This is a genomic window from Peribacillus sp. NPDC101481 (assembly GCF_044767165.1).
In the GTDB taxonomy this organism is placed as follows: domain Bacteria; phylum Bacillota; class Bacilli; order Bacillales; family DSM-1321; genus Peribacillus.
Genome location: NZ_JBIWNJ010000001.1, coordinates 313,021 through 336,711, shown reverse-complemented (window position 1 = coordinate 336,711; position 23,691 = coordinate 313,021). Strand labels below are relative to the sequence as shown.

Genomic DNA, 23,691 nt, shown 5'->3' with positions numbered 1-23,691 from the left:
CGTGGAAAAGTTTAAAACAACAATTTGAAAGGCGGCCTGGTGAGCAGGCCGCCTTTTAATTTTCCGTTATGCTGTCAATCGTAAGGAAGTGGCTGGCCTAACAGCCTCTTATGAATCCATATCGCTGCTTGGGTGCCATCCCCCATTGAAATGGTGACTTGTTCTGAATGGGCAACGAGGTCACCGCCTGCCCAGACTCCTTTAATATTCGTTTCTTTAGTCCGGGGATGAATCAAGACATGTTTGTTTTCATTGACTTGCACACCTAATTGTAGGGCTAGGTCATTATTTAGTTTGTTCCCTTTAAACGCCGTGAATGCTTTTTCAGCCTCGATTATTTTACCGGAGACCAATTCTATGCCCGTTAGCTGCTGTTTGTCGTCGACATGAACCTCACAAACTTCTTCTTCGATTACGGGAATCTGATTTTCCTTCAATTTTTCCTTATAATCATCATCAATTTTTGATTTCAAATGATTTACGTAAATGATATCCTTTGACCAATATAAAAGTGTAAGGGCCATGCCCGCACCAGTATTTCCGCCTCCAAGAACAACGGTTTGCTTATCCATGATCTCATACCCATCACAGTCAGGGCATATATATGTGGATGTCCCAAGAGTTGGATAGATGTTTTTGATTGGAGGAATGTTATCGGTAATGCCGGTACCGAGAAAAATCATTTTTGCTTGATATTGCCTGTCATTCTTTGTTTGGATAAAAAACTTGTCCTGTTTTTTTTCTAGAGCTGTCACTGTATCATCCAAGAATTCGACACCGAATTTTTCAGCGTGCTGTCTGCCAAGCGTCCTTAATTGTTTACCGCTTACCCCATCCGGCCATCCAAGAATGTTATGGTAAGCCTTGGCAATGGAGGAGCGGCCTTGAGAAGAATCAATGACGATAATATTATGTTTATATCTTCCGAGCTGTATAGCTGCCTGAATACCGGCTATACCTCCACCAATAATAATGCAATCTGCTTGTTTCATGAATTCACCGCCCATAAATTTGGAATAAACCTAGTGTTATTCTATCTGTAAAAAATATACCACTAGTCGCTGGCGCCTAAACAAAAAAGGAGGAAGTCCGCCAGCTGGCGGACCTTCCTCCTTTTCAGTTAATGCCTGTATCATTGTTCCTGTATTGGTTCGAGCCATTCTTGTGCCCAATTTTGAATTTCGTTCATTACCGGTGCAAGAGCCTTGCCTTTTTCAGTTAAAGAATATTCAATCCTGACCGGTGTCTCTGGATATACATCCCTTTTAACAATACCTTCAATTTCCAAGTCCTTTAAACGTTCGGAAAGAATCCTGCCGCTTATCGGGAATGCAGATTCAATATTACAAAACCGTTGAGGGCCATTAAGTAATTGATTGACAATCAATCCAGTCCAGCGTTTACTCAAGATTTGCATTCCTTTTTCAAATCGTGGACAAAGTGTCGTATTATTCATCTTATCACCTCATTATTAATATATTATAATGCATTTACCTCATATGTAACAACTTTACCGATAATTATTTAGTTACTAGAGATGTTAAAGTATAAGAAAATTATGAGCTTACTTTAAGTATCATGAAAAGAAATTCGCCTCATAATTGCCACATTTTAAAAAAATGCGCTTTTAAAAAATGTGTTCTTTAGGGATACCGAGAAAAATATGTTATTTTAATATTGAAGTCAAAGTTTTACAAATGGAAGGGTTCGTGGGAAAGATGAGTGATTTACTGCAAGAGGCCGTATCCTTTATCAGGACAAGTTATCCGGAAATATCGAAAACGGAAGAGGACATGGATGGCAGGATTGAACAAATCAAAAAGGAAATAGATGAAACAGGCAGATATGAACATACATATGAAGAATTGGTTTATGGTGCTAAATTAGCTTGGCGTAATAGCAATCGTTGCATAGGGCGCTTTTTTTGGGAGTCGCTGAGGGTGATTGATAAAAGGATGATTCAAAGCGAAGAAGAAATTGTATCGGCACTCTTTGAGCATATCGAATATGCAACGAATAATGGGAGCATCAGACCCGTGATTACAATTTTCAAACAAAAAGATCATGATCGAAAAGTGGATATTTGGAATCATCAGCTTATTCGATATGCAGGATATGAGACGGAGCATGGCGTAATCGGCGATTCAAGTTCAATAGCATTCACCAAGCAATGTATGGCAATGGGATGGGAAGGGAAATTCGGACGTTTCGATATTTTACCCCTTGTAGTCCAATTGGACAGAAAAACCCCTAGTTTACATGTCATACCTGAAAGCCTCGTTAAAGAAGTTCAAATCACCCACCCTAAACTGACATGGTTCAAAGATCTTCAAATCAAATGGTATGCAGTTCCAATCATATCTGGAATGAGGCTGGAAATTGGCGGTATTACGTATTCAGCTGCACCATTTAATGGGTGGTACATGGGAACGGAAATCGGTGCCAGGAACCTTGCTGATGAAGAACGCTACAATATGCTACCGGTAATCGGGGAGAGGATGGGCTTGGATATTAAACGTGATTCAAGTTTATGGAAAGATCGAGCCCTTATCGAACTGAATGAAGCAGTCCTTTATTCGTATAAAAAACACGGAGTCAGCATTGTTGATCACCATACAGCAGCTAAACAATTCAAGAAATTCGAAGAAAAAGAAACCACTTGTAACCGGAAAGTTACGGGGGACTGGACCTGGTTAATTCCGCCTGTTTCTCCAGCCACAACCCACGTTTTTCATCAGCCATATAATAATGAAATAATGAAACCTAATTTCTTTTATCAAATTCCTCCATATAAATAAAGGTTTACATTTATTGGCGTTGGGTATATATATAGCAAGCCAATAAATAAGGGGGAAGGTAATGATGGCATTAGGAAGAAACGTGGTATTACTAGGAGTCGGAGTTGCCGGAGTCTCATTTTTATCGAATAAAACGAACAGAGGAAAAGTGAAGGACATATGGTCCAATGCAAAAACAAAAACATTAGGCTTTTGGAATAGGACGGCTTCAGAGCTAGATCCTGTAATTGAAAAGGCAGGTCACCCTGATCCATATGATCATGACGATAATAAAATGGTGGATGAAGGCGCCATGTATGGTGTTCACTATTATAATAATGCTAAGCATGGATAAAGTTATCAGACGCTTGGGGAAACCTAAGCGTTTTTTTGTGGTAGTTTTTATTATATTTTCCAACCTTTAAAAACTGATAATTGCGAATTTAAAACAGGGAACCAAGGTATTAAATTCGTTATTGTGCTTTAAAAGAATAAGGATTAAGATTAAAGAATCGAAAGGAAGTGGATACGAGTGAGCAGCAGTTCTTATGATCCTGAACCCAGAAAGCAAGAGGAAGCCAATATGATGCTAGAAGTCGAGACTGTTATTCTCCCTGAGTATCTGCTCGAAGAAGGTAAATAAGGCTTTCTCTATAGAAGAGGAGGTCAAGAAATGATTGAAATCTACAAGACGGATGAAAACCGACACCTAAACAAGATCGAGGAAATGACAAAAGGTTCCTGGGTGAACATTGTCGCGCCCACAGAATCTGAAATAGATTATATATGCACGACTTTGAAGTTACCGATCAATTTCATGAAAGATCCGTTGGATGATGAGGAAAGGCCTCGAATTGAAAAAGAGGATGATAATGTTTTAATTATTGTCGACTTCCCATATTTGACAAGGGACGAAGCCGACTTACCGATTTTTGAAACAATACCTATAGGGATGATTTTTACCAAAGACTGTTTCATTACGGTATCTTTGAAAGAAACACCGATATTGGCGAATTTCAAAAACAATAAGATAAAAGGATTTTTCACCAATAAGAAAACAAGGTTTGCCTTACAATTACTATTTGAGATTTCATCCTATTATTTACGTTACCTGAAACAGATTAACAAGATGACTAATGAAGCGGAACGTGAATTGCATCAGTCCATGAAAAATAAAGAATTATACACTTTCCTGGCTTTGGAAAAAAGCTTGGTTTATTTTACGACATCATTAAAATCCAATCGCGTAGTACTTGATAAGATCCTCCGTTTTAATTATTTGAAAATGTATGAAGAAGATAAAGAATTGCTTGAGGATGTAATTATCGAAAATGCTCAGGCAATTGAAATGGCAGAAGTGTATCTATCCATTCTTAGTGGTATGATGGATGCATTCGCTTCAATCATTTCCAATAATGTCAATAATGCGATGAAGTTTCTAACCTCCGTGACCATTATTTTGACGCTTCCGACGATGGTGGCAAGTTTTTACGGAATGAATGTGGAACTGCCGTTTGAACATAATCGGTTTGCATTCATATTTACATTATTAATTGCCATAACATTGGCGGGGACGACGGCATTCATTTTTTGGAAGAAAAAATATTTTTAAAATTAACCAGCTTATTAAGCCGGTTTTAGACTGTAGACAAATTCGATGTAAATCGAGTTTGTCTACAGTTTTTATTAGGGTTTGTGCAATTTGAGCATGATTTCCACTCCAGGCACTCGCTTTTCCCGCAAGAGTCTCGTACACCCGCTCCAATCAACTTTGTTCTAACTTTTATATAGAACCCTTACGGCCCTTACCTACGAACCATTTGGTTCGTAAAATTGAGGCTGCCAAGCCGGTTTAATCTTATTCCTCAAAAAAATCAGCAAATCCTTCACTGTTAATTCGATCGGAATAAGGGTTCTCATCTTTTACATTCTTTGCATCCAAATTTGTTTTAATCACTAAACGGGGACTCTGTGATGCTTCTCTGATGATACGGTCGTTCAACTCTTTAAAATCCGGTACATTCTTATTGCCGGGTCTGTTTGGTTCCAATTAAACCACCTCCATTTGTATCTTGGCAATAAAGGATGGGGTGTATTCATGAATATTATTAGGATTGGGAAGGATAAGGACTGAGGAGGAGATCATTATGACCAAATGGAACGAGCAAGCGGCTCGCAATAATAATTTAAGGGCAAGTGATTTAAACCCGGCTGGAGCCGATAAAGCAAAAATGGATCCAAAAACAATTGATGGTGATCGATTGAATGATCTAAAGATTCAACGGGAAATCATAAAGCAAAATATATAAGGGAAGCCCGATTGTCATGGAATTCCGTCTTCATGATACGCAAAAAAAACGCTTGGTTTATCCGCCAAGCGTTTTCCACTGCATTCTTATCAAGAACGCTTTTGCTTTTTAAGTGAAGAGGGTTGAGTGAAGGACCCGGTTTCTTTCGTAGTGGTGCCTTGCCCCTCTACCTGAGAAGACCCTAAACGGGTTTGAGAAGCATCTTTTTTGTTTTTTCCATTCATGTTTATCACCTCGATATTACTTTCCCTTTTTCCTTTGCATCCTATACATATATTTAAGGTGAAAAGGACAGGTTAGAAGGTAGAGGAGGTGTGTGTTGATGTCAAAAATCGGTGTTGAAGAATCATTAACGAATATTCAGGAAGCACTTCGTGAAAAAGGTTTTGATGTTGTGGAGATTAAACAAGAAGCTGACGCAAATAACGTGGATTGTTGTGTGGTAACAGGTTTGGAAAGTAATGTAATGGGTATAAGCGATACTTCATTTAAAGCGTCTATCATTGAGGCAAATGGTTTAACTGCTGATGAAGTGTGCCGCGAGGTTGAAAATAAAATGAACGCCATTCAATAGTTCAAAAAGTGCCTAAACCGATATAGGGTTAGGCACTTTTTTTGTTCAAGGCTACTGTGCTATGGAAATTGCCGCATTCAATTCCACCGCTACATTCCCTTTGATCGCCCTGGAAATCATACATGAAGCTTCAGCTTTTTCAGCAAGTTTCCTCGCTTTTTCAACCACTTTTTCTGAAGTGCCCGGTACTAATATAAGTTTAGGGCGATGAATGATTTTCTTGTAGGTGAATACTCCATTCGTAACATCCACTAACGCTTCGGATTGCATGGTCAAGCTCACCTTTTCTATATGGGCTCGCTCTAACATGGCAGCATAGGTAATGATATAGCAGGTCGATGCCGCCCCAAGCAGCATTTCATCGGGATTAGTGCCGATACCTGGTCCCTCCATTTCAGTAGGAATACTTATCTGTGTTAGTAGATTCCCTGAATGAATTGTGCCGATATCATTTCTGCCGCCTGGCCACTCTGCAGTTAAATGAAAGTGATGTATCGTCATTTTTTTAACCTCCTTACCATTTCTATAGTGTAAACGATTAAACAGGTTAAGTATTCGATTTTGCTCACTCGGGGGATTAATCATAACAGCAGTGGGTCGAATTAAGTTTTTCAGTATGCCAATTCAAAACCGACTGTAGCGGTCGAAAGAATAGGTATTATTGATATAAAGGATACTGTTGATGAAACAAAAGGCAGAGGCATCAGGCTATTTTAAGCACAATATTGGATAGGCCTTCCTATAATGATATAGACGGTTTTATATAAATAATACTTCATTAAGGAAGGGCTGAAAAGTTGACTACATTGAGTAATATGTTCGATTTGACTAATAAAACGGCTATCATTACCGGCGGCGGCAGAGGACTGGGCAAACAGATTGCCATGGCGTTGGGGGAGGCTGGCGCAAATATAGTCATTGCTTCACGAAATCTGCCTGTCTGTAAGGAGGTATGTGAAGACTTGCAACTGATGGGTGTTAATGCCGTTGCCTTTGAATGTGATATCACCGATGAGAGTGCCATCGACCATGTCGTCCAGGAAACGGTTGCCCAATTTGGCACGATTGATATTCTTGTAAATAATAGCGGTACGTCCTGGTCAGGTCCTCTTTTGGATCTTCCTAAGGATAAGTGGGAAAAAGTATTGAATGTCAATGTTACAGGTACTTTCCTGTTTTCACAGGCTGTTGCGAAGGTCATGAAGCAGCAAAATTTCGGAAAAATCATAAATATTGCATCTGTTTCGGGTCTTGGCGGGACGTTTCCCGAGTTATTGGATACGATAGCTTATAACACCAGTAAGGGTGCCATCATTACAATGACGAAGGATTTAGGAGTTAAACTTGCTAGATACGGCATCCAAGTCAATGCAATTGCACCTGGATTTTTCCCGACTAAAATCACAAAGAAAATTCTTGAAAAATCCAACTATGACATATTAGGTAAAACTCCGGCTGGCAGGTTTGGCGATGAAGATGATTTAAAGGGCGCTGCCGTATTTTTAGCCTCACAGGCTTCTGACTATATGGTTGGTCATATTTTGATCATTGACGGTGGAATATCGGCATTAGTGTAAACGGAGGAGAAAGGAAGGAAGAAATATATGGTGGGAAAATCAAATTTTTATAAAGGGCTTAAATTACTAGGCGCACAAAAAGAGCAACAGCTTAATGAGAAAATTAAGGATTTGCTAAATAATCGTGAGTTAATAGAAGCAGTAAGCGACAATGCCCAAATGCAGGTACCAAGAATAAATAGTCTTCAGGAAGCCTCAGAAAGAATGTCCATCATCATGAATTATCCAACAAAAAAAGATGTGGCGAGTTTAGCGAAATTAGTCATCCAACTCGAAGAAAAAATTGATGGGTTGGAAGAATTGGTCTCTATGCTTGTTGAGAATAGGGGCGGGAATGTCGGGGGTAATTCTTCAATTCGCAATAAAGGCAATGCCAATTCATCCCGCAGCATCAAAAAGAAATCAAGATTGGCATCCAATGAAATGGAAGGGAGTAAAAAAAGGTTATCTGATTTTATAAATAACTCCTTATTGTTAAGCTCACAGCTGCCTGAGTTCAATTCAGTTGGTCAGGAGAATTCAAATGGCTAAACGGAAAGTGCCCAAAAATCAATCTGAACCCAAAACTAAATGGCAACATTTATTGGATATTCCCAATCAGCCAATGCCTGAAATGGGACTGACTCCGAAAATAGCGGTGTGGAAAAAAAACAAATCAACGCTTTGGTTTTATCCCTCAGCACAAAAAAAATATGATGTACCGGTTTTTCTTATATATTCACTAATCAATACTCCTTTGATTCTTGATTTATCTCCGGGGAATAGTTTAATAGAATCTTTTGTAAATGAAGGTTTTGATGTGTATTTGCTTGATTTTGGAAGCCCGGGCTTTGAAGATGGTGACATATCGATCGAAGATTATATCGTCGATTATATTCAAAAAGGAGTACAGCGTGCATTACGTCACTCTGGAGCATCAGAAATTACAGTCATGGGGTTTTGCCTCGGAGGTACAATAGCCGCAATATATGCTGCCATTGCAGACGAGCCCATCAAGAATTTGATACTTTCCGTGACCCCGGTGGATTTCAGTGGCTCGGAATTTTTTGATCAATGGCAGGAAGCGTTAAAAGAAGGAACAGCGGATTTTGACGAGACAATAGATATTTATCAAACGATTCCAGCCAGTGCTGTTAAATATGGAATTCGTTTAATTACATCACCTATCTATATATCACCGTATTTATCGTTATTGAATCAAGCGGATGATGAGGAATACGTTAAGAATTGGCGCCGCTTCAATGCGTGGGTAAATGGGCATGTGCCTCTATCCGGCGCAGTTGCCAAACAAATAACCAAAGACCTCTTGATAAAAAATCGCTTGGTTAATGGTGGTTTTAAGGTAAGGGGGAAAAAAGCGAAGCTATCGAAAATTAATGCTAGTGTTTTGGTCATTGCAAGTAAGTATGATCGATTGGTCCCACAGGAAATGATTTATCCGGTAATGGAGCATTTAACATGTAAGGATAAGACATATAGCCTACTGAAAAGTGGACATGCTGCTAAACAATATTCCGGTGGACTTCCATATTATTTGAAGGAATGGCTACCTGGGCGTTCTTCACCAATTCAATAGGTTAGTGGGGGGAAGTGAAATGTACATGTTTAACGCCAGTGAGGAAATCAAAATCATGCCGGTTGTAGAATATATAGGCTTTGCGGCATTTATATTTTCAAGATTTTTTGCAACATTTCCGGATTACTAAAGTGAAATAAATGAAAGGGCTGGCTTGGTATTTAGAGCCAGCCCCTATTGTCTCATTCATAATATTTCACTCGTTCTTCTAGTGGTGAGAAGTCTTTATCGCCAGGCTCTGCAGTGGGTTTTCCAAAGGGCATCTGAGCGATGAGTTTCCAATCGCGTGATATATCCCATGTCTTTCTCACTTCGTCATCGATTAAAGGATTATAATGCTGAAGGCTTGCACCAAACCCCTCAATTTCCAAGGAAGTCCATACGACAAATTGTAAAATGGCAGACGATTGGTTCGACCAAATCGGAAAGTTTTCGGCATACGTTTTGAATTGATCTTGAAGCCTTGTTATAATGGCCTGGTCTTCAAAGAATAAAACCGTACCATAACCATTTATAAATGATTTCATTTTTTCTTCCGTTTTTTCGAAATCTTTGTCACCGACAGCTTTTCTTAATGTGTTTTTCGTGATATCCCATAATTGGTCGTGGCTTTGACCAGTTAAAACAATCACTCTTGCACTTTGGGAATTGAAAGCGGAAGGGGAATATTGAACGGCATGATCGATAACTTCTTTAATCCTTTTATTAGGGACAACATGTTCCTTGCTAAGGGAATAATAAGAGCGTCTATCTTCAATTGCGCTAAAAAAGTCCTTAGCCATACATCATACCTCCATTCATTATACCGACTTATTTTGACCTGATTTTATTATTTTATGAAAAGTGGATACGGGTGAAATTATTTGTCTGAAAATGGTTGACAAATTTATCGTTATCATTTATCTTTAAATCAAGATATTTGTATTAAAAGTATTATATGTTTAGTTAAATATCTCGATTTCGAGATATTGTTTACGGATTAATTCCTCTCCTTAAGGGGAGATTTATAAAGAAAAGATAGGAGTGGTACGGATGGAATTAAAAGGATTACATCATGTTTCGGCGATTACAGCTAAAGCGGGAAATAACTTTGATTTCTACACAAAAGTCTTAGGGATGCGATTAATCAAAAAAACGGTGAATCAAGATGATGTTCGTGTGTATCACTTATTTTATGGAGATCAAATTGGTTCTCCGGGTACGGAATTGACGTTTTTTGAAATTCCCAATGCTGCCCGCACTCATGAGGGAAACAATAGCATTTCTGAAATTTCTTTAAGGGTGAGAGATGATGAAGCTCTAGGATATTGGAAAAAACGGTTTGTGGAATTCAATGTTGAGCATGATGAAATATCGAACCGTTTTGAAAGGAAGGTGCTTTCTTTTAAAGATCCTGAAGGGCAGAGGCTACTTCTGGTTTCCGATCAGGATAATAACGGTGTTCAAGGGGGATCACCATGGGATGGAAGCCCGGTACCGCAAGAGTTTTCCATCCTTGGATTAGGACCGGTAAAACTTACTGTACCTAATATTGAACTAACAGAAAGTGTTCTCTCCGAGGTATTGGGGTTCAGGAAAACAGGCACATACCCATCTGCAATTAGGGGGCAAAATCCAATTGTCGTTTATGAGACAGGTGAGGGAGGAACAGGAGCGGAACTTCATATTGAAGAAAGGAATGACATTCCTCGGGAAAGGTTGGGGAGGGGTGGAGTACACCATGTTGCCTTTCGGGTGGATAATGAAGAAGAACTTAGAAAATGGATAGAAAAAATTAGTGAATCAAAATTCGTGAACTCTGGATATGTGGACCGCTTTTATTTTCGTTCACTTTATTTTAGGGAGCCGAATGGAATATTATTTGAACTAGCTACTGATGGACCTGGATTTGCAGTTGATGAAGCAGAGCAGCACCTAGGTGAGAACCTTGCCCTGCCGCCATTTTTAGAATCAAAAAGAAAAGATATTGAATCGAATTTAAAACCACTGAATACAAAATCAACTAATTAATCAAGGGGAAAGGAAGGAATCGGCATGCAAAAGCAAAATGCAGGAATACATCATATAACCGCAATTGTAGGCAATCCTCAAGAGAATGTGGATTTTTATGCTGGAGTGCTGGGAATGCGTATGGTGAAGAAAACCGTTAATTTTGATGATCCAGGCACCTATCACTTATATTTCGGAGATGAATCAGGTTCACCGGGCACTATCATCACTTTCTTTCCTTGGCCTGGGGCATACCGAGGGACAATTGGCTCCGGACAAGTGGGGATAACAACATATGCCATTCCGGAAGGTTCATTGGGCTTCTGGGAAACGCGCTTGGGTAAATTTAATATTGACTTTGAAAAGATCTCACGCTTCGGCGAGGATTATCTGGGATTTCAGGACCCACATGGATTGCAACTTGAACTGGTTGAGCGTAAAGAAGGTAAAAATAGCGAGTGGTCATTCGGCGGTGTACCAGCTGATAAGGCAATCAAGGGATTCGGCGGTGCTGTATTATTGACGTCTAAACCGATCAAAACGATGGAACTTTTAGAGGAAGTGATGGGTTTGCAAAAGATGGGGGAAGAGGGCGATTTCATTCGCTTCAAATCCACATCGGACATCGGAAATTTGATAGATGTTAAAAAAACGGTTTTGCCAAATGGGAAAATCGGAGTGGGAACTGTCCATCATCTTGCATGGCGTGCAAGCGATAATGAAGATCATAAAGAATGGAGGGAACATATCGCAAACCATGGCTATGGCGTGACACCCTTTAAAGACCGCCAATACTTCGATGCCATTTATTTCAGGGAAGATGGAGGCATACTCTTTGAAGTTGCCACAGATCCACCTGGCTTTGCTCATGATGAAACGAAGGAAACGATGGGTAGTAAATTAATGCTGCCGCCATGGCTTGAAGAAAAAAGGGAAATTATGGAGAAAACGTTACTGCCGGCAGTGCCGAGGGTACTAGAGGAGGATAAATGATGAAGCATATTTTTCAAAAAGGAAGTAATCCAGATGCACCGTTGCTTTTGCTTTTACATGGCACTGGAGGAAGGGAAACGGATCTTTTGCCATTATCGGAGATGGTTTCACCGGGATCATCCGTACTCAGCGTACGGGGAAATGTACTTGAAAACGGAATGCCCCGTTATTTCCGCCGGCTGGCTGAAGGAGTTTTTGATGAAGAAGATTTGATTTTCCGTACGAAGGAGCTTTATGACTTCTTGGAATCAGCGTCCGGACAATATGACTTCGATCGTGACAGAGTGGTGGCATTAGGTTATTCTAATGGTGCAAACATAGCAGCAAGTTTGATGTTCCATTTCGAAGGGGCATTAAAAGGAGCGATTTTTCATCATCCAATGGTGCCTAGACGCGGGATTGCTTTGCCGTCCCTATCGGATATACCTGTATTCATTGCTGCAGGTAAAAACGATCCGATTTGCCCCGCAGCAGAAACTGATGAACTTAATCGGATTTTACTGCAAGCGGGTGCTGCGGTGGACGTTCACTGGGAAAATTACGGTCATCAGTTAACACGTTCAGAGGTTGATGCAGCAAGTTCATGGTTTCAAAAGAACTTTTTATAAGAATGAGAGGGATGAAGATGATTTCAGTAAATCCTGAAAGTCTTACAGAACGGGAAAATTATAAGTTTTTGACTGGAAGCATCATACCGAGACCAATAGCCCTGGTCACGACACAATCCGAAACCGGTACAATCAATATAGCGCCGTTCAGTTTTTTTAACATAGTCAGTTCCAATCCTCCGATGATTTCCATTTCTGTTCAACGGAAAGAAGGAGTTTTGAAGGACACGGCCCGAAATGCAATTCAAACAGGTGAATTCGTTGTTCATATCACTGATGAAGACAATGTTGCTGATGCAAATCGAACGGCCAAGGAACTCCCGTCTGACGAAAGTGAATTGGGTCTTACCAATTTCACTCAGGCTGTTAGTGATAAGGTGTCGGTACCAGGATTGCAAGAAGCGAAGGTACGCTTTGAATGCACATTGGAGCATGCGATACCTTTGGCAGGTTCCAAGAATAAACCTGGTTGTGATTTATTGATAGGGAAAATAGTCTGCTATCATATAGAGCAGGAGATTTACCATAATGGCCGAATTGACCAGAATGGGCTAAAACCTGTAGCAAGATTAGCGGGTCATACTTATACAAAACTAGGAGAATTATTTGAAATTGAAAGACCTTAAGGAATATAAGAAAAATGGCGTCATCTTTTAAGGTGTCGTCATTTTTTAAAAATTTTTCCCGGTTAGCATTATTTACAATTCTATAATGTAAGCGACTGTTCCAAAAACAAGTTCATATCTATGCCAACGGTGCGTTGATCGTTTGGATTTTAAAGGAAGTCTTTACAAACCGAAACAAAACTTGACAATTTTTTCATAGATTGATAAAGTTATAAAAAAATAATTTCTTATCCAGAGAGGTGGAGGGACTGGCCCTATGAAACCTCAGCAACAGGTCTGCAATGACACTGTGCTAATTCCAGGGGGTGAAACCTTGATAGATAAGACCGTAAGTGTTTATTTGTCAGTAACGCACTCTTTTTTAGAGTGCGTTTTCGTTTTTTCTGGATGCAAGATAAAGGAGAGTAAGAATGGAGAACAAAAGGAAGCATGATTTTCAAAGGAAAATGCAGGCACGGCATATAATAATGCTATCGCTTGGCGGGGTGATTGGAACAGGTTTATTCTTAAGTTCGGGTTATACGATTCAACAGGCAGGCCCGTTTGGCACCATCCTTTCGTATCTGATTGGGGCATTAGTGGTTTATCTAGTCATGCTATGTCTAGGGGAACTGGCAGTACATATGCCCGAGACAGGTGCGTTTCATAGCTACTCAGCTAAATACATAGGTCCTGGGACAGGGTATACAGTAGCCTGGTTGTATTGGCTAACTTGGACAGTTGCACTTGGTTCGGAATTCACGGCTGCAGGATTGTTGATGCAGAGATGGTTTCCATCAATCAATGTCTGGATATGGAGTGCACTATTTGCCATATTGGTTTTGGCATTAAATGCGTGGACCGTTAAATTTTTCGCTGAATCCGAATTCTGGTTTGCGTCTATAAAGGTATTTGCCATTGTGATTTTCATTATTTTGGGAGCAGCGGCAATGCTAGGTTTCATTCCAATAATTCATTCACAATCCGCTCCGTTATTCTCCAATTTTACAAGTGAAGGTTTATTTCCGAATGGTGCTTTTGCCATTATAATGACGATGCTTGCGGTGAATTTCGCATTCTCTGGAACTGAATTAATTGGAATTGCAGCTGGAGAAACTGTGAATCCAGAAAAAACGATACCAAAGGCAATCCGTATGACATTATGGAGATTGATTATCTTTTTTGTAGGAACCATCGTTGTATTATCCGCATTATTGCCTATTTCGGATGCAAGCGTATTAGAAAGCCCCTTTGTGGCAGTTCTTGAACGGATTGGTGTGCCATATGCAGCGGATATTATGAACTTTGTTATATTAACTGCCATTTTGTCTGCTGCAAACTCAGGACTGTATGCGGCATCCAGAATGCTTTGGTCACTTGCAGATAAGGAAACTATATCACCAATATTTGCAAAATTGACAAAACGGGGAGTTCCGATAAATGCAGTCCTTTTCAGTATGTTGGGCGGCTGCTTAGCCCTGTTTTCGAGTATTATTGCACCGGATACTGTTTACATAGTGCTTGTATCCATTTCTGGACTAGCCGTTGTTGTAGTTTGGATGAGTATTAGCATGTCGCAATTTCTATTTCGCAGACGATATATAAACGAAGGAAATTCAGTAAATGACTTAGCTTATCGAACGCCATTATATCCACTCGTACCAATCGTTTCTTTTATGCTATGCCTAGCTTCTTGCATAGGAATTGCATTTGATCCTACACAACGAATTGCACTATATTGTGGCATTCCATTTATTTTGATTTGCTATGGAAGTTATTATCTGACACAAAACCATAAAGGAAAGAGGAGTAGATCATGAACATTAAAACTAACCCAATTGACGCTATTTTACGAGATCATTCAGTCATGATTTTAGACGGAGCTTTAGCTACAGAGCTAGAGAGGCATGGATGTGATTTGGACGACCCGCTCTGGTCTGCACGTGTATTACTTGAAAATCCAGAAGTGATTTATCAAGTGCATTCTGACTATTTTCGTGCTGGAGCGGATTGTGCGATTACGGCTAGCTACCAAGCCACTGTTGAAGGTTTCGCCCTCCGCGGAATACAAGAAAAAGAGGCTTTGGAGCTAATCCGGAAAACGGTTTTACTCGCAAGAAAAGCAAGAGATGATTTTTGGAAGGAAAAAAATCAAACGCTTAGGCCTAAGCCATTGGTTGCTGCATCTGTTGGGCCTTATGGGGCTTATCTTGCAGATGGTTCAGAATATGTAGGAAACTATGGTGTTTCGGATGAAACTTTAATTGCATTCCATAGCTCACGAATATCAGCGTTGATTGAAGCTGGAGCTGACCTTTTAGCATTTGAAACGATTCCTTCCCTGCAAGAAGCAAAAGTATTATATTCATTATTGAAGGATTATCCAGAAGTGTATGCTTGGCTATCCTTTTCATTGAAAAATGAAAAAGCGATAAGTGACGGTACTTCACTCGAGGAATGTACAAGATTGTTAGGGGACAGTGAGCAAATTGCAGCAATCGGCATCAACTGTGCGCCAGTTTCATGTATCACGGAAGCCATCCAGGTGCTGCGTGCAAACACGGATAAACCAATCATTGTTTATCCGAATTCAGGTGAAACATATAATCCGGAAACTAAAACATGGCATGGTCAAGAATCATGTAATAGGCTCGACCTGAAATCTGAAGAATGGCAACATGCAGGGGCGCGTTTAATTGGAGGATGCTGCAGAACGGCACCACATCATATTGAAGACATTTCAAGAAAGTGGCGACCTTCCGTGGTGGTATCCTCCTAGCCCTTGTACTGTTTTAAAGTATGTATGATATAGGCCACTAAAAGGAACAGGAAGCGTCATAATCAGGCGGTTCCTGTTCTTTTTGAATTCATTATTCAAATTCGAGTTATCATATCTCTTAGGCTGAAAAAGAAACGAAACCGCTTCAAAAACAGGAATAGGAGAAATTAAATCATAATATTTGTGTGCTTGGGAAAACTAAACAAACAATGAATAGAAAGGAGAGAAATGAGTATGAGCCGTGGTAAAAATTTTAATCACAAAGAAAAAGGCCATCCGGGAAATTTACCTAATAATAGAATTAGCGAAGAGAAGGAACACAGCCGGCAGTATGAACAAATCGAGGATATCGTCACACATGAAGCTTTTAAAAATCGGGAAAAAGAAGACGAGATGCCTTAAATATTTCATGTATATACGGGGGGAAAACCATGAGCTTTTGCTATGGTTTTTTCTTTCATTACTAATAAATCAGGAGGGGAACAGATATCTATCATACCTTGTTGGAAAAGGAAGTAAGCTAAATAATAAGCCGACTTTCTTCTATATAAACTCAAATTTCTCAGCTTGGCGCATCACGCATCATTAGTATTAGTCTTAAGTCACTAAGAAGGAAGTATAACCTGCATTGTCATCCAGAAATAATTAAGGGTAACGTCTAAAAAGGGCGAACTTAATTAATCGGAACCGGCTACCCTAACTGGTTAAAACCCTGGAGTTTTTACAGTTTTAGATATAAATCATGCCAGGTACATCGTGAATATTATAAGTACCGGATGAAGTACGGTTCGTCCCCCATATACAAGTCTTAAGCCCAATTTCTGCTATGTTTCATTTTGTTTATCGCGATTTATTTCCACTTCTCGTTTTGCTCTAATAAAAGCGATAAATTGAATCGTCTCCTCTTCAGAAAGAGAGATTCCATCAACGGCTAGCTCCATATTTGGTAAATCCGTTAATTCCATGACTTGAGGTGACTCTGTGGTAATATCTTTAGCTGGATGATCTATCCGACCTAGAATGTAATCAGTGGATGTATCATATAGGCCTGCCAATAAATTAATCGTTTCTAATGAAGGGCGGCGGTGGCCCGATTCATAACCTGCATAGGTACTCTTGGCGATTCCAAGTCTGTCAGCGGTATATTGCAAAGACCATCTTTTGGCCTTCCTTAATGAAGTCAATCTATTTAAAATCATTCTTATTACTCTCCTTTTATATAAATCCATTATAACATCAAATTGAAATAAGTGTACGCGTAATGAATAATTTTAGCTTGATTTCACTATGAAACATGACTATAATAACATGTGGTGTACGCGTAACATGTACATTTGCAGCGAAACATCCTTTTCTGAAATGATAAGAATGATTGTGAAACAGGGAGGCTATATAGGGGGTAGTATATTGGAGAAGTTGAAGTCAAAAATCAAGAAGTTGATGTTGATTACTACAGGTGGTACAATTGCATCGTTAGAAGGAAAAAATGGACTGGTTCCAGAGATGAAAGCTGACGACATTTTAGGTCACCTACCGGGATTGGATTTACTATGCAAGATTGATAGTAAGCCTTTGATGAATATTGATAGTACAAATATGCAGCCGGAAGATTGGACAGAAATGGCACAATCCATCCATGAGCACTACCATGATTACGATGGCTTTGTGATTACCCATGGAACAGATACAATGGCTTACACTTCAGCTGCGCTCTCATATATGTTACAAGATTTAGGGAAACCAATCGTCATTACAGGTTCTCAGATCCCAATTGCCTTTAAAAAGACAGATGCCAAAAGAAATATCTCTGATGCAATTCGGTTTGCTTGTGAAGATATTGGAGGAGTATATGTTGTTTTTGATGGTAGAGTCATCCAGGGTACGAGAGCCATTAAATTGAGAACGAAAAGCTATGATTCATTTGAAAGTATTAACTATCCTTATATTGCTACCATATTCAAAGATAAAATTGAGTATCTAAAGCCAGTTCATTCACCAAAGAATAAGGAAGCTAAGTTAGATGCTTCCCTATGTACTGATGTTGCTTTGGTTAAGCTGCATCCCGGTATTAAGCCTGAATTCTTTGATTTCCTGAAAAATCAATGTCGGGGAATCGTAATTGAAAGTTATGGAAGCGGTGGTATTCCCTTTCAAGGAAGAAATATTTTAGAAAAATTGAATGAGTTAGTACAATGCGGAATATCCGTAGTCATTACTACCCAATGTTTAGAAGAAGGGGAAGATATGGATATTTACGAAGTTGGACGAAAAGTGAACAAGAATGTCATCATTCGTTCCAGAAATATGAATACAGAAGCCATCATTCCGAAGTTGATGTGGATTTTAGCCAAGACACGGGATCCTAAAAAAGTGAAGGAAATGATGGAAACACCGATTGCAGAGGACATCACATTCTAGAACAAACAAAGGGGCAAGAGGAAATGTTGATAGAAGAGAGAACATACCGAATCGAGAAAGACTTTCTTGGGGAAAAGGAAATTCCGGCAGATGTTTATTATGGAATACAAACTCTACGCGCTGTAGAGAATTTTCCGATTACCGGTTACAAAGTCAATGAAGAAATGATTCGTGCACTAGCGATGATTAAAAAAGCAGCCGCTTTAGCAAATATGGATACCAAAAGGTTATATGATGGTATTGGAAGCGCTATCGTCAAAGCTTCTGAAGAAGTGATTGATGGAAAGTGGCATGAATATTTCATCGTTGACCCAATTCAAGGCGGCGCAGGGACATCGATGAATATGAACATCAATGAAATCGTTGCCAACCGTGCGTTAGAACTTATGGGACACAATAAAGGTGATTATGCACATGTTAGTCCAAATAGCCATGTTAACATGTCGCAATCAACCAATGACGTATTCCCTACTGCCATTCATTTATCAACACTACGACTTTTAGAGCAATTGTTGCAAACAATGACCAAGATGAGTACGGTCTTAAAGAATAAAGCAAAACAATTTGATCATGTTATCAAAATGGGACGCACACATCTTCAGGACGCAGTGCCAATTCGCCTTGGTCAAGAATTTGAGGCTTACAGTCGTGTGTTGGATCGCGATATAAAACGAATCAGTCAATCACGTCAACATTTATATGAAGTGAATATGGGAGCAACAGCAGTGGGAACGGGATTGAACGCAGATCCGCGTTACATTGAAAATGTTGTTACATATTTAGCTGAGATCAGTAACTTGCCGCTTGTAGGAGCAGAACATTTAGTAGATGCAACTCAAAATACGGATGCTTATACTGAAGTGTCAGCTTCATTGAAAGTATGTATGATGAATATGTCTAAAATTGCTAATGATTTACGTTTGATGGCTTCAGGACCAAGAGCGGGATTAGGGGAAATCACACTTCCAGCTCGTCAACCAGGTTCATCCATCATGCCAGGAAAAGTAAATCCAGTAATGCCAGAATTGATTAACCAAGTCGCTTTCCAAGTGATCGGGAACGATAATACGATTTGCTTAGCATCAGAAGCAGGACAACTCGAGTTGAATGTAATGGAGCCAGTGCTTGTATTCAACTTATTGCAGTCAATCAGCATTATGAACAATGCTTTCAATGTCTTTACAGATTATTGTTTAGAAGGCATTGAAGCAAATGAGCAACATTTAAAAGATTATGTCGAACAAAGTGTTGGAGTGATTACAGCAGTCAATCCGCACCTTGGATACGAAGTGGTTTCACGTATTGCCCGGGAAGCGATATTAAAAGGCAAATCAGTTCGCGAACTTTGTTTACAATATGATGTACTGACAGAGGAAGAATTGGATCTGATTCTAAATCCTTATGAGATGACAAAGCCCGGCATAGCGGGAGCTTCTCTTTTTGATCGGCAATAACCAGTATATTAGTAGAATGCATTAATCTATCTTATTTTTGATGTAATGACTATGCCTTTAGGACCGTTGGTTTTAAGGCATAGTCATTAATTACATACATATGAAATGTTACCTAACAGTTTGTCAACTCTGCTTGCGAGTATTGAAAACTGAATATTCTGTTATTTTTTTGATCGTCCATCTAAATCTTGTAGGTGTTTAACTATTCATAAAAAAACCATCTCCCTTAGAATACCTATGGGGGATGGGGAAGTTTTAAATCAGGAGAATTTATTTTAAAAAATGTGGCTCACTTTAAATGGCTTAATCGGCTTTAATATTTCATTTAAAGATTTTTTTTGAACGAAGGGTATGTGTCCAAAGTTCCGATGAATATTAATCGTGTGTAAAACCAAATGAAATGACATACGTAACTTTTCATTTTTTTCAAGATATTTAATATAATGTAATCAGTCATTTCCAGGTGAAAAAGGAGGGTAACTTTGAAACAAGTGAATCGTTTTATCCGAAGCGTTACATTTCTAATGCTCGCATTTCTCATGTTTAGTGGGCAGGCTGCATTTGCTTCATCAGATTCAATTTCATCGCAATCCACGCCAGACCTTTTGATTAGGCAGATCATGGGTTTGGCCTACGAATCCCAACAATCCATTAGCAGTGGACCATTTTCTGTAGGTGATTCGTTGAAGAAAGTGGAAAAAGCCTGGGGGGCACCGGAAGATTTAAGTACCGTTGCAGCCAATTATTGGAGCCGTAATGTTCGATTCCTCTATGACGGTTCAACAGGTAGAAAGACGATTACAGCCATTGATGATTTTGATCCGAAATTGCAAACCATCCATTTATCCATGCTGAAGGAATTGATTGGTGAACCTGTAAGTGAAGTGGAGCAAGAAGGGATGTACTATGTCACTTATACCGATTCCGCAAATTATAAAGTGGTCTTCGTGTTTGAAAGCGCCTGGATTAACCCAGATCCAAGCTTGAATATGTATACGGTTGAATTCGCGTCAGATTAATAAGTAAAAAAAGGATCGTCCCTTTATTGCAGAGGGGCGATTCTTTGCTACCACCGGGAGAATTTTGTTTAAGAATCTAAACTTACCGTTCTATTCAATATTGTTCAGCCATACATTAAAAAGATGTAAGTAGAATGATTAAGGGGGATTTGCTTTGTCAGAAGGTGTGCATAGTATCATTTTACCTGTTTCAATAAAAACAGTATGGGGATTTGTAAGTAGCATTGACCGTTGGGCACCTCTTGTCCCAGGATATATCAATCATGAGATGATAAGTGAGGAGACACTTATTTGGGAGTTTAAAAGCGATTTGGGATTAATGAAGAAGAAAATTAAACTTGAAGTGAATATATTGGAATGGATTGAACCTGATAAGGTAACATTTAATCTTAAGGGATTAAATGAAAAATTTGAGGGGCACGGTTATTTTTTAGCGGAACAGTGCGGAATTGGACAGACTAAAATGACAGGCTGCCTTGCGATTACGGCAAAAGGGGCCAAAGCCCCCATCGTCAATGCTTTGTTAAAAACCTACGTTCCCCAAATGACGATCGAGTTTTCTGAGGCAGTTGCACAAAGTCTCCTTGTACAAAAATAGAAATTACATATTGCAGCTGTCATTATTGGATATTGGCACTTGACAATTATACCTTAGTGGTATGTATTATAAATTGTAATATTCTTTATAAAGCCTTTGATCAATTGAATGGTTTTTATAATGGATGTTTGGATACGATTCATAAGTAATAGGCGGGGCAGGAGGCATCACATGGAGTATGATAAGCAGGTTAAAAATAGAGTGAAGCGAATTGAAGGACAGCTTCGTGGGATATTGAAGATGATGGAGGAAAACAAAGATTGCAGAGATGTAGTAACGCAGTTATCTGCCACTAGATCGGCAATCGATAGGACAATTGGGGTAATAGTAAGTTCCAATCTTGTAGAATGCGTCCGGGAGGCTAATGAATCCGGAGAAAAGAATCCCGAAGAGCTAGTTAAAGAAGCAGTGAATTTATTGGTGAAAAGCCGGTAGTGTAATTTTTAGGACGATGATGATAAGACAACCTGACCAATCTGAGAAATTTAAGTGTCCGGGGTGGATGTATTTTTTAAAATGGGCCTCTACAAGAAGAGGTCCATTTTTGTGAATTCTCTGTTTTCATTTCTGATAAGCAAATCCTTTGATATAAAGAATTTGCATGGTATCCTTAAAGGGATAAAAATTGAGTGAGGGTATGCTATGGAATTTACGCATGTTACATCGGTTTTGCTCGGCCTCGTCATCATTCTAAATATTTTATTTGCCACGATTGTCATATTTTTTGAAAGAAGGGAAGCGAGCACGACCTGGGCTTGGTTATTGGTGTTATATTTTCTGCCTGTAGTCGGTTTTATTTTATATCTCCTTTTTGGAACAAGTTTAAGGCACGCCCACTTATTCCAATGGGAGGACAAGAAGAAGATCGGGATTGAAGAAATCCTTGATAAACAGATGGAAGAGCTTTCAACGGATCATTTCCCATTTCGAAATGCTTCTTCAAGTAATTATCGTGATTTGATTTATATGCATCTCCGGAATAATGATGCCGTGCTTACTGAAGATAATCAAGTCGATATTTTTACGGAAGGGAAAAATAAGTTTGACCAGCTTTTTAAAGATATTGAAGCGGCCGAAAACCATATACATATACAATATTACATCATTCAAAGGGACGGCTTGGGTAAACGATTCATTGAAGCATTGACTAAAAAAGCGAATGAAGGCGTCAAAGTTCGGCTGCTTTATGACGAGCTGGGTTCCAGAGGGATGACTAAACGTTTCTTCAAGGAATTTAGGCAGGCTGGAGGACGAGTGGAGGCATTCTTTCCATCCAAATTAAAATTTATAAATTTACGCCTGAATTTCCGTAACCATCGAAAGCTCGTCATCATAGATGGGAAAATTGGGTATGTTGGAGGCTTTAATGTTGGAGATGAGTATTTAGGGCTTAATCCGAAATTTGGTTTTTGGCGTGATACACACCTTCGAATAAAGGGGTCGGCTGTCAAAGCCATTCAAACCCGTTTCATCTTGGATTGGAATCAGGCATCAAAGCACCATGATATAACGTATCAACCTCATTATTTCCCTATTGTAAAGCCTCAAGGAAATATAGATTTGCAAATAGTGACAAGTGGGCCGGATTCTGAATGGGAACAAATTAAAAATGGCTATATTAAATTAATTTCTTCAGCAAAAAAATCGATTCTCATTCAAACACCCTACTTCATACCGGATGCAAGTTTATTGGATGCACTCAGGATTGCCAGCTTATCAGGATTAGATGTGAAAATCATGATTCCGAATAAACCTGATCACCTTTTCGTTTATTGGGCAACAACTTTCAATGCAGGGCAGTTATTAAGAGCGGGAGCTAAGATATACATCTATGATAACGGCTTTATTCATGCGAAGATGATCGTGGTGGACGAAGAGGTCTCCTCGGTGGGGACAGCTAACATTGATGTCCGTAGTTTTAAATTGAACTTTGAAGTCAATGCCTTCATTTATGATGAAGGAATGGCAGAAACACTGACAAGGATTTTTTATAAGGATGTCGAAGTTTGCAGGCAGCTTACAATTGAAGAGTTTGAAAAGCGTTCCAAGTGGATTCGTTTTAAAGAGTCCATTGCAAGGCTAGTATCACCGATATTATAATTTTTAAACTAAACGGACCATTACTACATGGTCTGCTCAGACTGTAGACAAATTCGAAGAAAAGCGAGTTTGCCTGCAGTTTTTTTCTTTATGAAATGTTCCAGTTGTTCAGAAATCCGCTCCCTTTCAGCCGACTGTCAGCTATGCATCATCAAAGCAAGCGCCTGTGGCGTCTCGGCTAGCCATTGTTTAGGAGGAATGTAATTTCTTCAATTCATTCATAAAACCAGAAAAAACATTAAGAATCACAAGTCTTGCCTTAATGTCATGGTTCGGGATGAGCCCCTTCCGAACTCTATTTTGGTACAATAGTTT

Annotated in this window: 28 protein-coding genes and 1 riboswitch; of the genes, 21 read left to right on the top strand and 7 right to left on the bottom strand. The window is 39.3% G+C overall.

What is annotated here, in order from left to right; translation table 11 throughout:
- Nucleotides 1-74: 74 nt before the first annotated feature.
- Both ACIROD_RS01535 and catR read right to left on the bottom strand, forming a co-directional pair.
- Nucleotides 75-992, bottom strand: coding sequence for an NAD(P)/FAD-dependent oxidoreductase (locus ACIROD_RS01535; protein ID WP_101225324.1), 918 nt, complete (start codon nt 990-992; stop codon nt 75-77).
- A gap of 140 nt (nt 993-1,132) precedes the next feature.
- Nucleotides 1,133-1,456: a catDE operon transcriptional regulator CatR gene (gene catR / locus ACIROD_RS01530; protein WP_101225109.1), complete on the bottom strand. Its 324-nt coding sequence runs from the start codon at nt 1,454-1,456 to the stop codon at nt 1,133-1,135.
- 262 nt (nt 1,457-1,718) lie between these two features.
- On the opposite strand from catR, the gene ACIROD_RS01525 reads away from it, so the two are divergent.
- From ACIROD_RS01525 to ACIROD_RS01515, 3 genes are all read left to right on the top strand, one after another.
- Nucleotides 1,719-2,798: a nitric oxide synthase oxygenase gene (locus ACIROD_RS01525; protein ID WP_402937334.1), complete on the top strand. Its 1,080-nt coding sequence runs from the start codon at nt 1,719-1,721 to the stop codon at nt 2,796-2,798.
- Nucleotides 2,799-2,862: 64 nt separating this feature from the next.
- Nucleotides 2,863-3,132 carry a hypothetical protein gene (locus ACIROD_RS01520; protein ID WP_260357810.1) on the top strand — a complete coding sequence of 90 codons (270 nt, stop codon included), beginning with the start codon at nt 2,863-2,865 and terminating at the stop codon, nt 3,130-3,132.
- A 318-nt stretch (nt 3,133-3,450) separates the two neighbouring features.
- Nucleotides 3,451-4,389, top strand: coding sequence for a magnesium transporter CorA family protein (locus ACIROD_RS01515; RefSeq protein ID WP_101225107.1), 939 nt, complete (start codon nt 3,451-3,453; stop codon nt 4,387-4,389).
- 246 nt (nt 4,390-4,635) lie between these two features.
- On the opposite strand, the gene ACIROD_RS01510 is transcribed toward ACIROD_RS01515, so the two are convergent.
- Nucleotides 4,636-4,827 carry a hypothetical protein gene (locus tag ACIROD_RS01510; RefSeq protein ID WP_101225106.1) on the bottom strand — a complete coding sequence of 64 codons (192 nt, stop codon included), beginning with the start codon at nt 4,825-4,827 and terminating at the stop codon, nt 4,636-4,638.
- 97 nt (nt 4,828-4,924) lie between these two features.
- On the opposite strand from ACIROD_RS01510, the gene ACIROD_RS01505 reads away from it, so the two are divergent.
- Entirely contained in the window at nt 4,925-5,086 is a 162-nt protein-coding gene (locus ACIROD_RS01505) for a hypothetical protein (RefSeq protein WP_157831130.1), read from the top strand.
- Nucleotides 5,087-5,175: 89 nt separating this feature from the next.
- Here the strand turns inward: ACIROD_RS01505 and ACIROD_RS01500 are convergent, their stop codons facing one another.
- Nucleotides 5,176-5,310 (bottom strand): YuzL family protein, encoded by a 135-nt coding sequence (locus ACIROD_RS01500; protein WP_101225105.1) that lies wholly within the window; start codon nt 5,308-5,310, stop codon nt 5,176-5,178.
- Nucleotides 5,311-5,408: 98 nt separating this feature from the next.
- On the opposite strand from ACIROD_RS01500, the gene ACIROD_RS01495 reads away from it, so the two are divergent.
- Entirely contained in the window at nt 5,409-5,660 is a 252-nt protein-coding gene (locus ACIROD_RS01495) for a YkuS family protein (RefSeq protein ID WP_101225104.1), read from the top strand.
- Nucleotides 5,661-5,711: 51 nt separating this feature from the next.
- Here ACIROD_RS01495 and ACIROD_RS01490 read toward each other — a convergent pair whose 3' ends face one another.
- Entirely contained in the window at nt 5,712-6,161 is a 450-nt protein-coding gene (locus ACIROD_RS01490) for an OsmC family protein (protein WP_101225103.1), read from the bottom strand.
- Between the two features lie 314 nt (nt 6,162-6,475).
- Here ACIROD_RS01490 and ACIROD_RS01485 point away from each other — a divergent pair, with 314 nt between their 5' ends.
- The 3 genes from ACIROD_RS01485 to ACIROD_RS01475 are packed head-to-tail and all read left to right on the top strand — an operon-like array spanning nt 6,476 to nt 8,813.
- Nucleotides 6,476-7,237, top strand: a complete 762-nt coding sequence (locus ACIROD_RS01485) for an SDR family oxidoreductase (RefSeq protein WP_230176000.1) — start codon at nt 6,476-6,478, stop codon at nt 7,235-7,237.
- Between the two features lie 30 nt (nt 7,238-7,267).
- On the top strand, nt 7,268-7,768 hold the full coding sequence (locus ACIROD_RS01480; RefSeq protein ID WP_402937330.1) for a hypothetical protein: 501 nt from the start codon (nt 7,268-7,270) through the stop codon (nt 7,766-7,768).
- Nucleotides 7,761-8,813 carry an alpha/beta fold hydrolase gene (locus ACIROD_RS01475; protein WP_402937329.1) on the top strand — a complete coding sequence of 351 codons (1,053 nt, stop codon included), beginning with the start codon at nt 7,761-7,763 and terminating at the stop codon, nt 8,811-8,813. Before ACIROD_RS01480 ends, ACIROD_RS01475 begins: the two co-directional genes overlap by 8 nt.
- Nucleotides 8,814-8,995: 182 nt before the next feature.
- Here the strand turns inward: ACIROD_RS01475 and ACIROD_RS01470 are convergent, their stop codons facing one another.
- Nucleotides 8,996-9,595, bottom strand: a complete 600-nt coding sequence (locus ACIROD_RS01470) for a nitroreductase family protein (protein WP_402937326.1) — start codon at nt 9,593-9,595, stop codon at nt 8,996-8,998.
- 250 nt (nt 9,596-9,845) lie between these two features.
- Here ACIROD_RS01470 and ACIROD_RS01465 point away from each other — a divergent pair, with 250 nt between their 5' ends.
- The 7 genes from ACIROD_RS01465 (at nt 9,846) to ACIROD_RS01435 (ending at nt 16,189) form a co-directional block, all read left to right on the top strand.
- The gene (locus ACIROD_RS01465) at nt 9,846-10,823 is read left to right on the top strand and encodes a ring-cleaving dioxygenase (RefSeq protein ID WP_230175817.1); all 978 of its coding nucleotides are present in this window, start codon (nt 9,846-9,848) and stop codon (nt 10,821-10,823) included.
- A 24-nt stretch (nt 10,824-10,847) separates the two neighbouring features.
- The gene (locus ACIROD_RS01460) at nt 10,848-11,795 is read left to right on the top strand and encodes a ring-cleaving dioxygenase (RefSeq protein WP_101225097.1); all 948 of its coding nucleotides are present in this window, start codon (nt 10,848-10,850) and stop codon (nt 11,793-11,795) included.
- Nucleotides 11,795-12,403 (top strand): alpha/beta hydrolase, encoded by a 609-nt coding sequence (locus ACIROD_RS01455; protein ID WP_402937324.1) that lies wholly within the window; start codon nt 11,795-11,797, stop codon nt 12,401-12,403. Before ACIROD_RS01460 ends, ACIROD_RS01455 begins: the two co-directional genes overlap by 1 nt.
- A gap of 17 nt (nt 12,404-12,420) precedes the next feature.
- Entirely contained in the window at nt 12,421-13,029 is a 609-nt protein-coding gene (locus ACIROD_RS01450) for a flavin reductase family protein (RefSeq protein WP_260357804.1), read from the top strand.
- A gap of 224 nt (nt 13,030-13,253) precedes the next feature.
- Nucleotides 13,254-13,356, top strand: a riboswitch (SAM riboswitch).
- 83 nt (nt 13,357-13,439) lie between these two features.
- Nucleotides 13,440-14,828, top strand: coding sequence for an S-methylmethionine permease (gene mmuP, locus ACIROD_RS01445; protein ID WP_402937321.1), 1,389 nt, complete (start codon nt 13,440-13,442; stop codon nt 14,826-14,828).
- Complete coding sequence (gene mmuM, locus ACIROD_RS01440; RefSeq protein WP_402937319.1) at nt 14,825-15,787, top strand: homocysteine S-methyltransferase; 963 nt, start codon at nt 14,825-14,827, stop codon at nt 15,785-15,787. Before mmuP ends, mmuM begins: the two co-directional genes overlap by 4 nt.
- A gap of 234 nt (nt 15,788-16,021) precedes the next feature.
- Nucleotides 16,022-16,189 (top strand): hypothetical protein, encoded by a 168-nt coding sequence (locus ACIROD_RS01435; RefSeq protein WP_162878727.1) that lies wholly within the window; start codon nt 16,022-16,024, stop codon nt 16,187-16,189.
- A 422-nt stretch (nt 16,190-16,611) separates the two neighbouring features.
- Here the strand turns inward: ACIROD_RS01435 and ACIROD_RS01430 are convergent, their stop codons facing one another.
- The gene (locus ACIROD_RS01430) at nt 16,612-16,986 is read right to left on the bottom strand and encodes a helix-turn-helix domain-containing protein (RefSeq protein ID WP_402937316.1); all 375 of its coding nucleotides are present in this window, start codon (nt 16,984-16,986) and stop codon (nt 16,612-16,614) included.
- Between the two features lie 229 nt (nt 16,987-17,215).
- Here ACIROD_RS01430 and ACIROD_RS01425 point away from each other — a divergent pair, with 229 nt between their 5' ends.
- The 6 genes from ACIROD_RS01425 (at nt 17,216) to cls (ending at nt 23,376) form a co-directional block, all read left to right on the top strand.
- The gene (locus ACIROD_RS01425) at nt 17,216-18,205 is read left to right on the top strand and encodes an asparaginase (RefSeq protein WP_402940056.1); all 990 of its coding nucleotides are present in this window, start codon (nt 17,216-17,218) and stop codon (nt 18,203-18,205) included.
- 23 nt (nt 18,206-18,228) lie between these two features.
- Nucleotides 18,229-19,659: an aspartate ammonia-lyase gene (gene aspA / locus ACIROD_RS01420; protein WP_101225091.1), complete on the top strand. Its 1,431-nt coding sequence runs from the start codon at nt 18,229-18,231 to the stop codon at nt 19,657-19,659.
- Nucleotides 19,660-20,150: 491 nt separating this feature from the next.
- On the top strand, nt 20,151-20,678 hold the full coding sequence (locus tag ACIROD_RS01415; RefSeq protein WP_230176002.1) for a DUF4309 domain-containing protein: 528 nt from the start codon (nt 20,151-20,153) through the stop codon (nt 20,676-20,678).
- A 154-nt stretch (nt 20,679-20,832) separates the two neighbouring features.
- Complete coding sequence (locus ACIROD_RS01410) at nt 20,833-21,276, top strand: SRPBCC family protein (protein WP_101225089.1); 444 nt, start codon at nt 20,833-20,835, stop codon at nt 21,274-21,276.
- A gap of 171 nt (nt 21,277-21,447) precedes the next feature.
- Nucleotides 21,448-21,711 (top strand): metal-sensitive transcriptional regulator, encoded by a 264-nt coding sequence (locus ACIROD_RS01405; protein WP_054395644.1) that lies wholly within the window; start codon nt 21,448-21,450, stop codon nt 21,709-21,711.
- Between the two features lie 207 nt (nt 21,712-21,918).
- Entirely contained in the window at nt 21,919-23,376 is a 1,458-nt protein-coding gene (cls, locus tag ACIROD_RS01400; protein ID WP_101225088.1) for a cardiolipin synthase, read from the top strand.
- Nucleotides 23,377-23,691: the final 315 nt, after the last annotated feature.

Excerpts from the sequence above, each read along its gene's own strand:
- ACIROD_RS01535 (WP_101225324.1), bottom strand. The coding sequence starts at position 992 with ATGAAACAAGCAGATTGCATTATTATTGGTGGAGGTATAGCCGGTATT.
- catR (WP_101225109.1), bottom strand. The coding sequence starts at position 1,456 with ATGAATAATACGACACTTTGTCCACGATTTGAAAAAGGAATGCAAATC.
- ACIROD_RS01525 (WP_402937334.1), top strand. The coding sequence starts at position 1,719 with ATGAGTGATTTACTGCAAGAGGCCGTATCCTTTATCAGGACAAGTTAT.
- ACIROD_RS01520 (WP_260357810.1), top strand. The coding sequence starts at position 2,863 with ATGGCATTAGGAAGAAACGTGGTATTACTAGGAGTCGGAGTTGCCGGA.
- ACIROD_RS01515 (WP_101225107.1), top strand. The coding sequence starts at position 3,451 with ATGATTGAAATCTACAAGACGGATGAAAACCGACACCTAAACAAGATC.
- ACIROD_RS01505 (WP_157831130.1), top strand. The coding sequence starts at position 4,925 with ATGACCAAATGGAACGAGCAAGCGGCTCGCAATAATAATTTAAGGGCA.
- ACIROD_RS01500 (WP_101225105.1), bottom strand. The coding sequence starts at position 5,310 with ATGAATGGAAAAAACAAAAAAGATGCTTCTCAAACCCGTTTAGGGTCT.
- ACIROD_RS01495 (WP_101225104.1), top strand. The coding sequence starts at position 5,409 with ATGTCAAAAATCGGTGTTGAAGAATCATTAACGAATATTCAGGAAGCA.
- ACIROD_RS01490 (WP_101225103.1), bottom strand. The coding sequence starts at position 6,161 with ATGACGATACATCACTTTCATTTAACTGCAGAGTGGCCAGGCGGCAGA.
- ACIROD_RS01485 (WP_230176000.1), top strand. The coding sequence starts at position 6,476 with ATGTTCGATTTGACTAATAAAACGGCTATCATTACCGGCGGCGGCAGA.
- ACIROD_RS01475 (WP_402937329.1), top strand. The coding sequence starts at position 7,761 with ATGGCTAAACGGAAAGTGCCCAAAAATCAATCTGAACCCAAAACTAAA.
- ACIROD_RS01470 (WP_402937326.1), bottom strand. The coding sequence starts at position 9,595 with ATGGCTAAGGACTTTTTTAGCGCAATTGAAGATAGACGCTCTTATTAT.
- ACIROD_RS01465 (WP_230175817.1), top strand. The coding sequence starts at position 9,846 with ATGGAATTAAAAGGATTACATCATGTTTCGGCGATTACAGCTAAAGCG.
- ACIROD_RS01460 (WP_101225097.1), top strand. The coding sequence starts at position 10,848 with ATGCAAAAGCAAAATGCAGGAATACATCATATAACCGCAATTGTAGGC.
- ACIROD_RS01455 (WP_402937324.1), top strand. The coding sequence starts at position 11,795 with ATGAAGCATATTTTTCAAAAAGGAAGTAATCCAGATGCACCGTTGCTT.
- ACIROD_RS01450 (WP_260357804.1), top strand. The coding sequence starts at position 12,421 with ATGATTTCAGTAAATCCTGAAAGTCTTACAGAACGGGAAAATTATAAG.
- mmuP (WP_402937321.1), top strand. The coding sequence starts at position 13,440 with ATGGAGAACAAAAGGAAGCATGATTTTCAAAGGAAAATGCAGGCACGG.
- mmuM (WP_402937319.1), top strand. The coding sequence starts at position 14,825 with ATGAACATTAAAACTAACCCAATTGACGCTATTTTACGAGATCATTCA.
- ACIROD_RS01435 (WP_162878727.1), top strand. The coding sequence starts at position 16,022 with ATGAGCCGTGGTAAAAATTTTAATCACAAAGAAAAAGGCCATCCGGGA.
- ACIROD_RS01430 (WP_402937316.1), bottom strand. The coding sequence starts at position 16,986 with ATGATTTTAAATAGATTGACTTCATTAAGGAAGGCCAAAAGATGGTCT.
- aspA (WP_101225091.1), top strand. The coding sequence starts at position 18,229 with ATGTTGATAGAAGAGAGAACATACCGAATCGAGAAAGACTTTCTTGGG.
- ACIROD_RS01405 (WP_054395644.1), top strand. The coding sequence starts at position 21,448 with ATGGAGTATGATAAGCAGGTTAAAAATAGAGTGAAGCGAATTGAAGGA.
- cls (WP_101225088.1), top strand. The coding sequence starts at position 21,919 with ATGGAATTTACGCATGTTACATCGGTTTTGCTCGGCCTCGTCATCATT.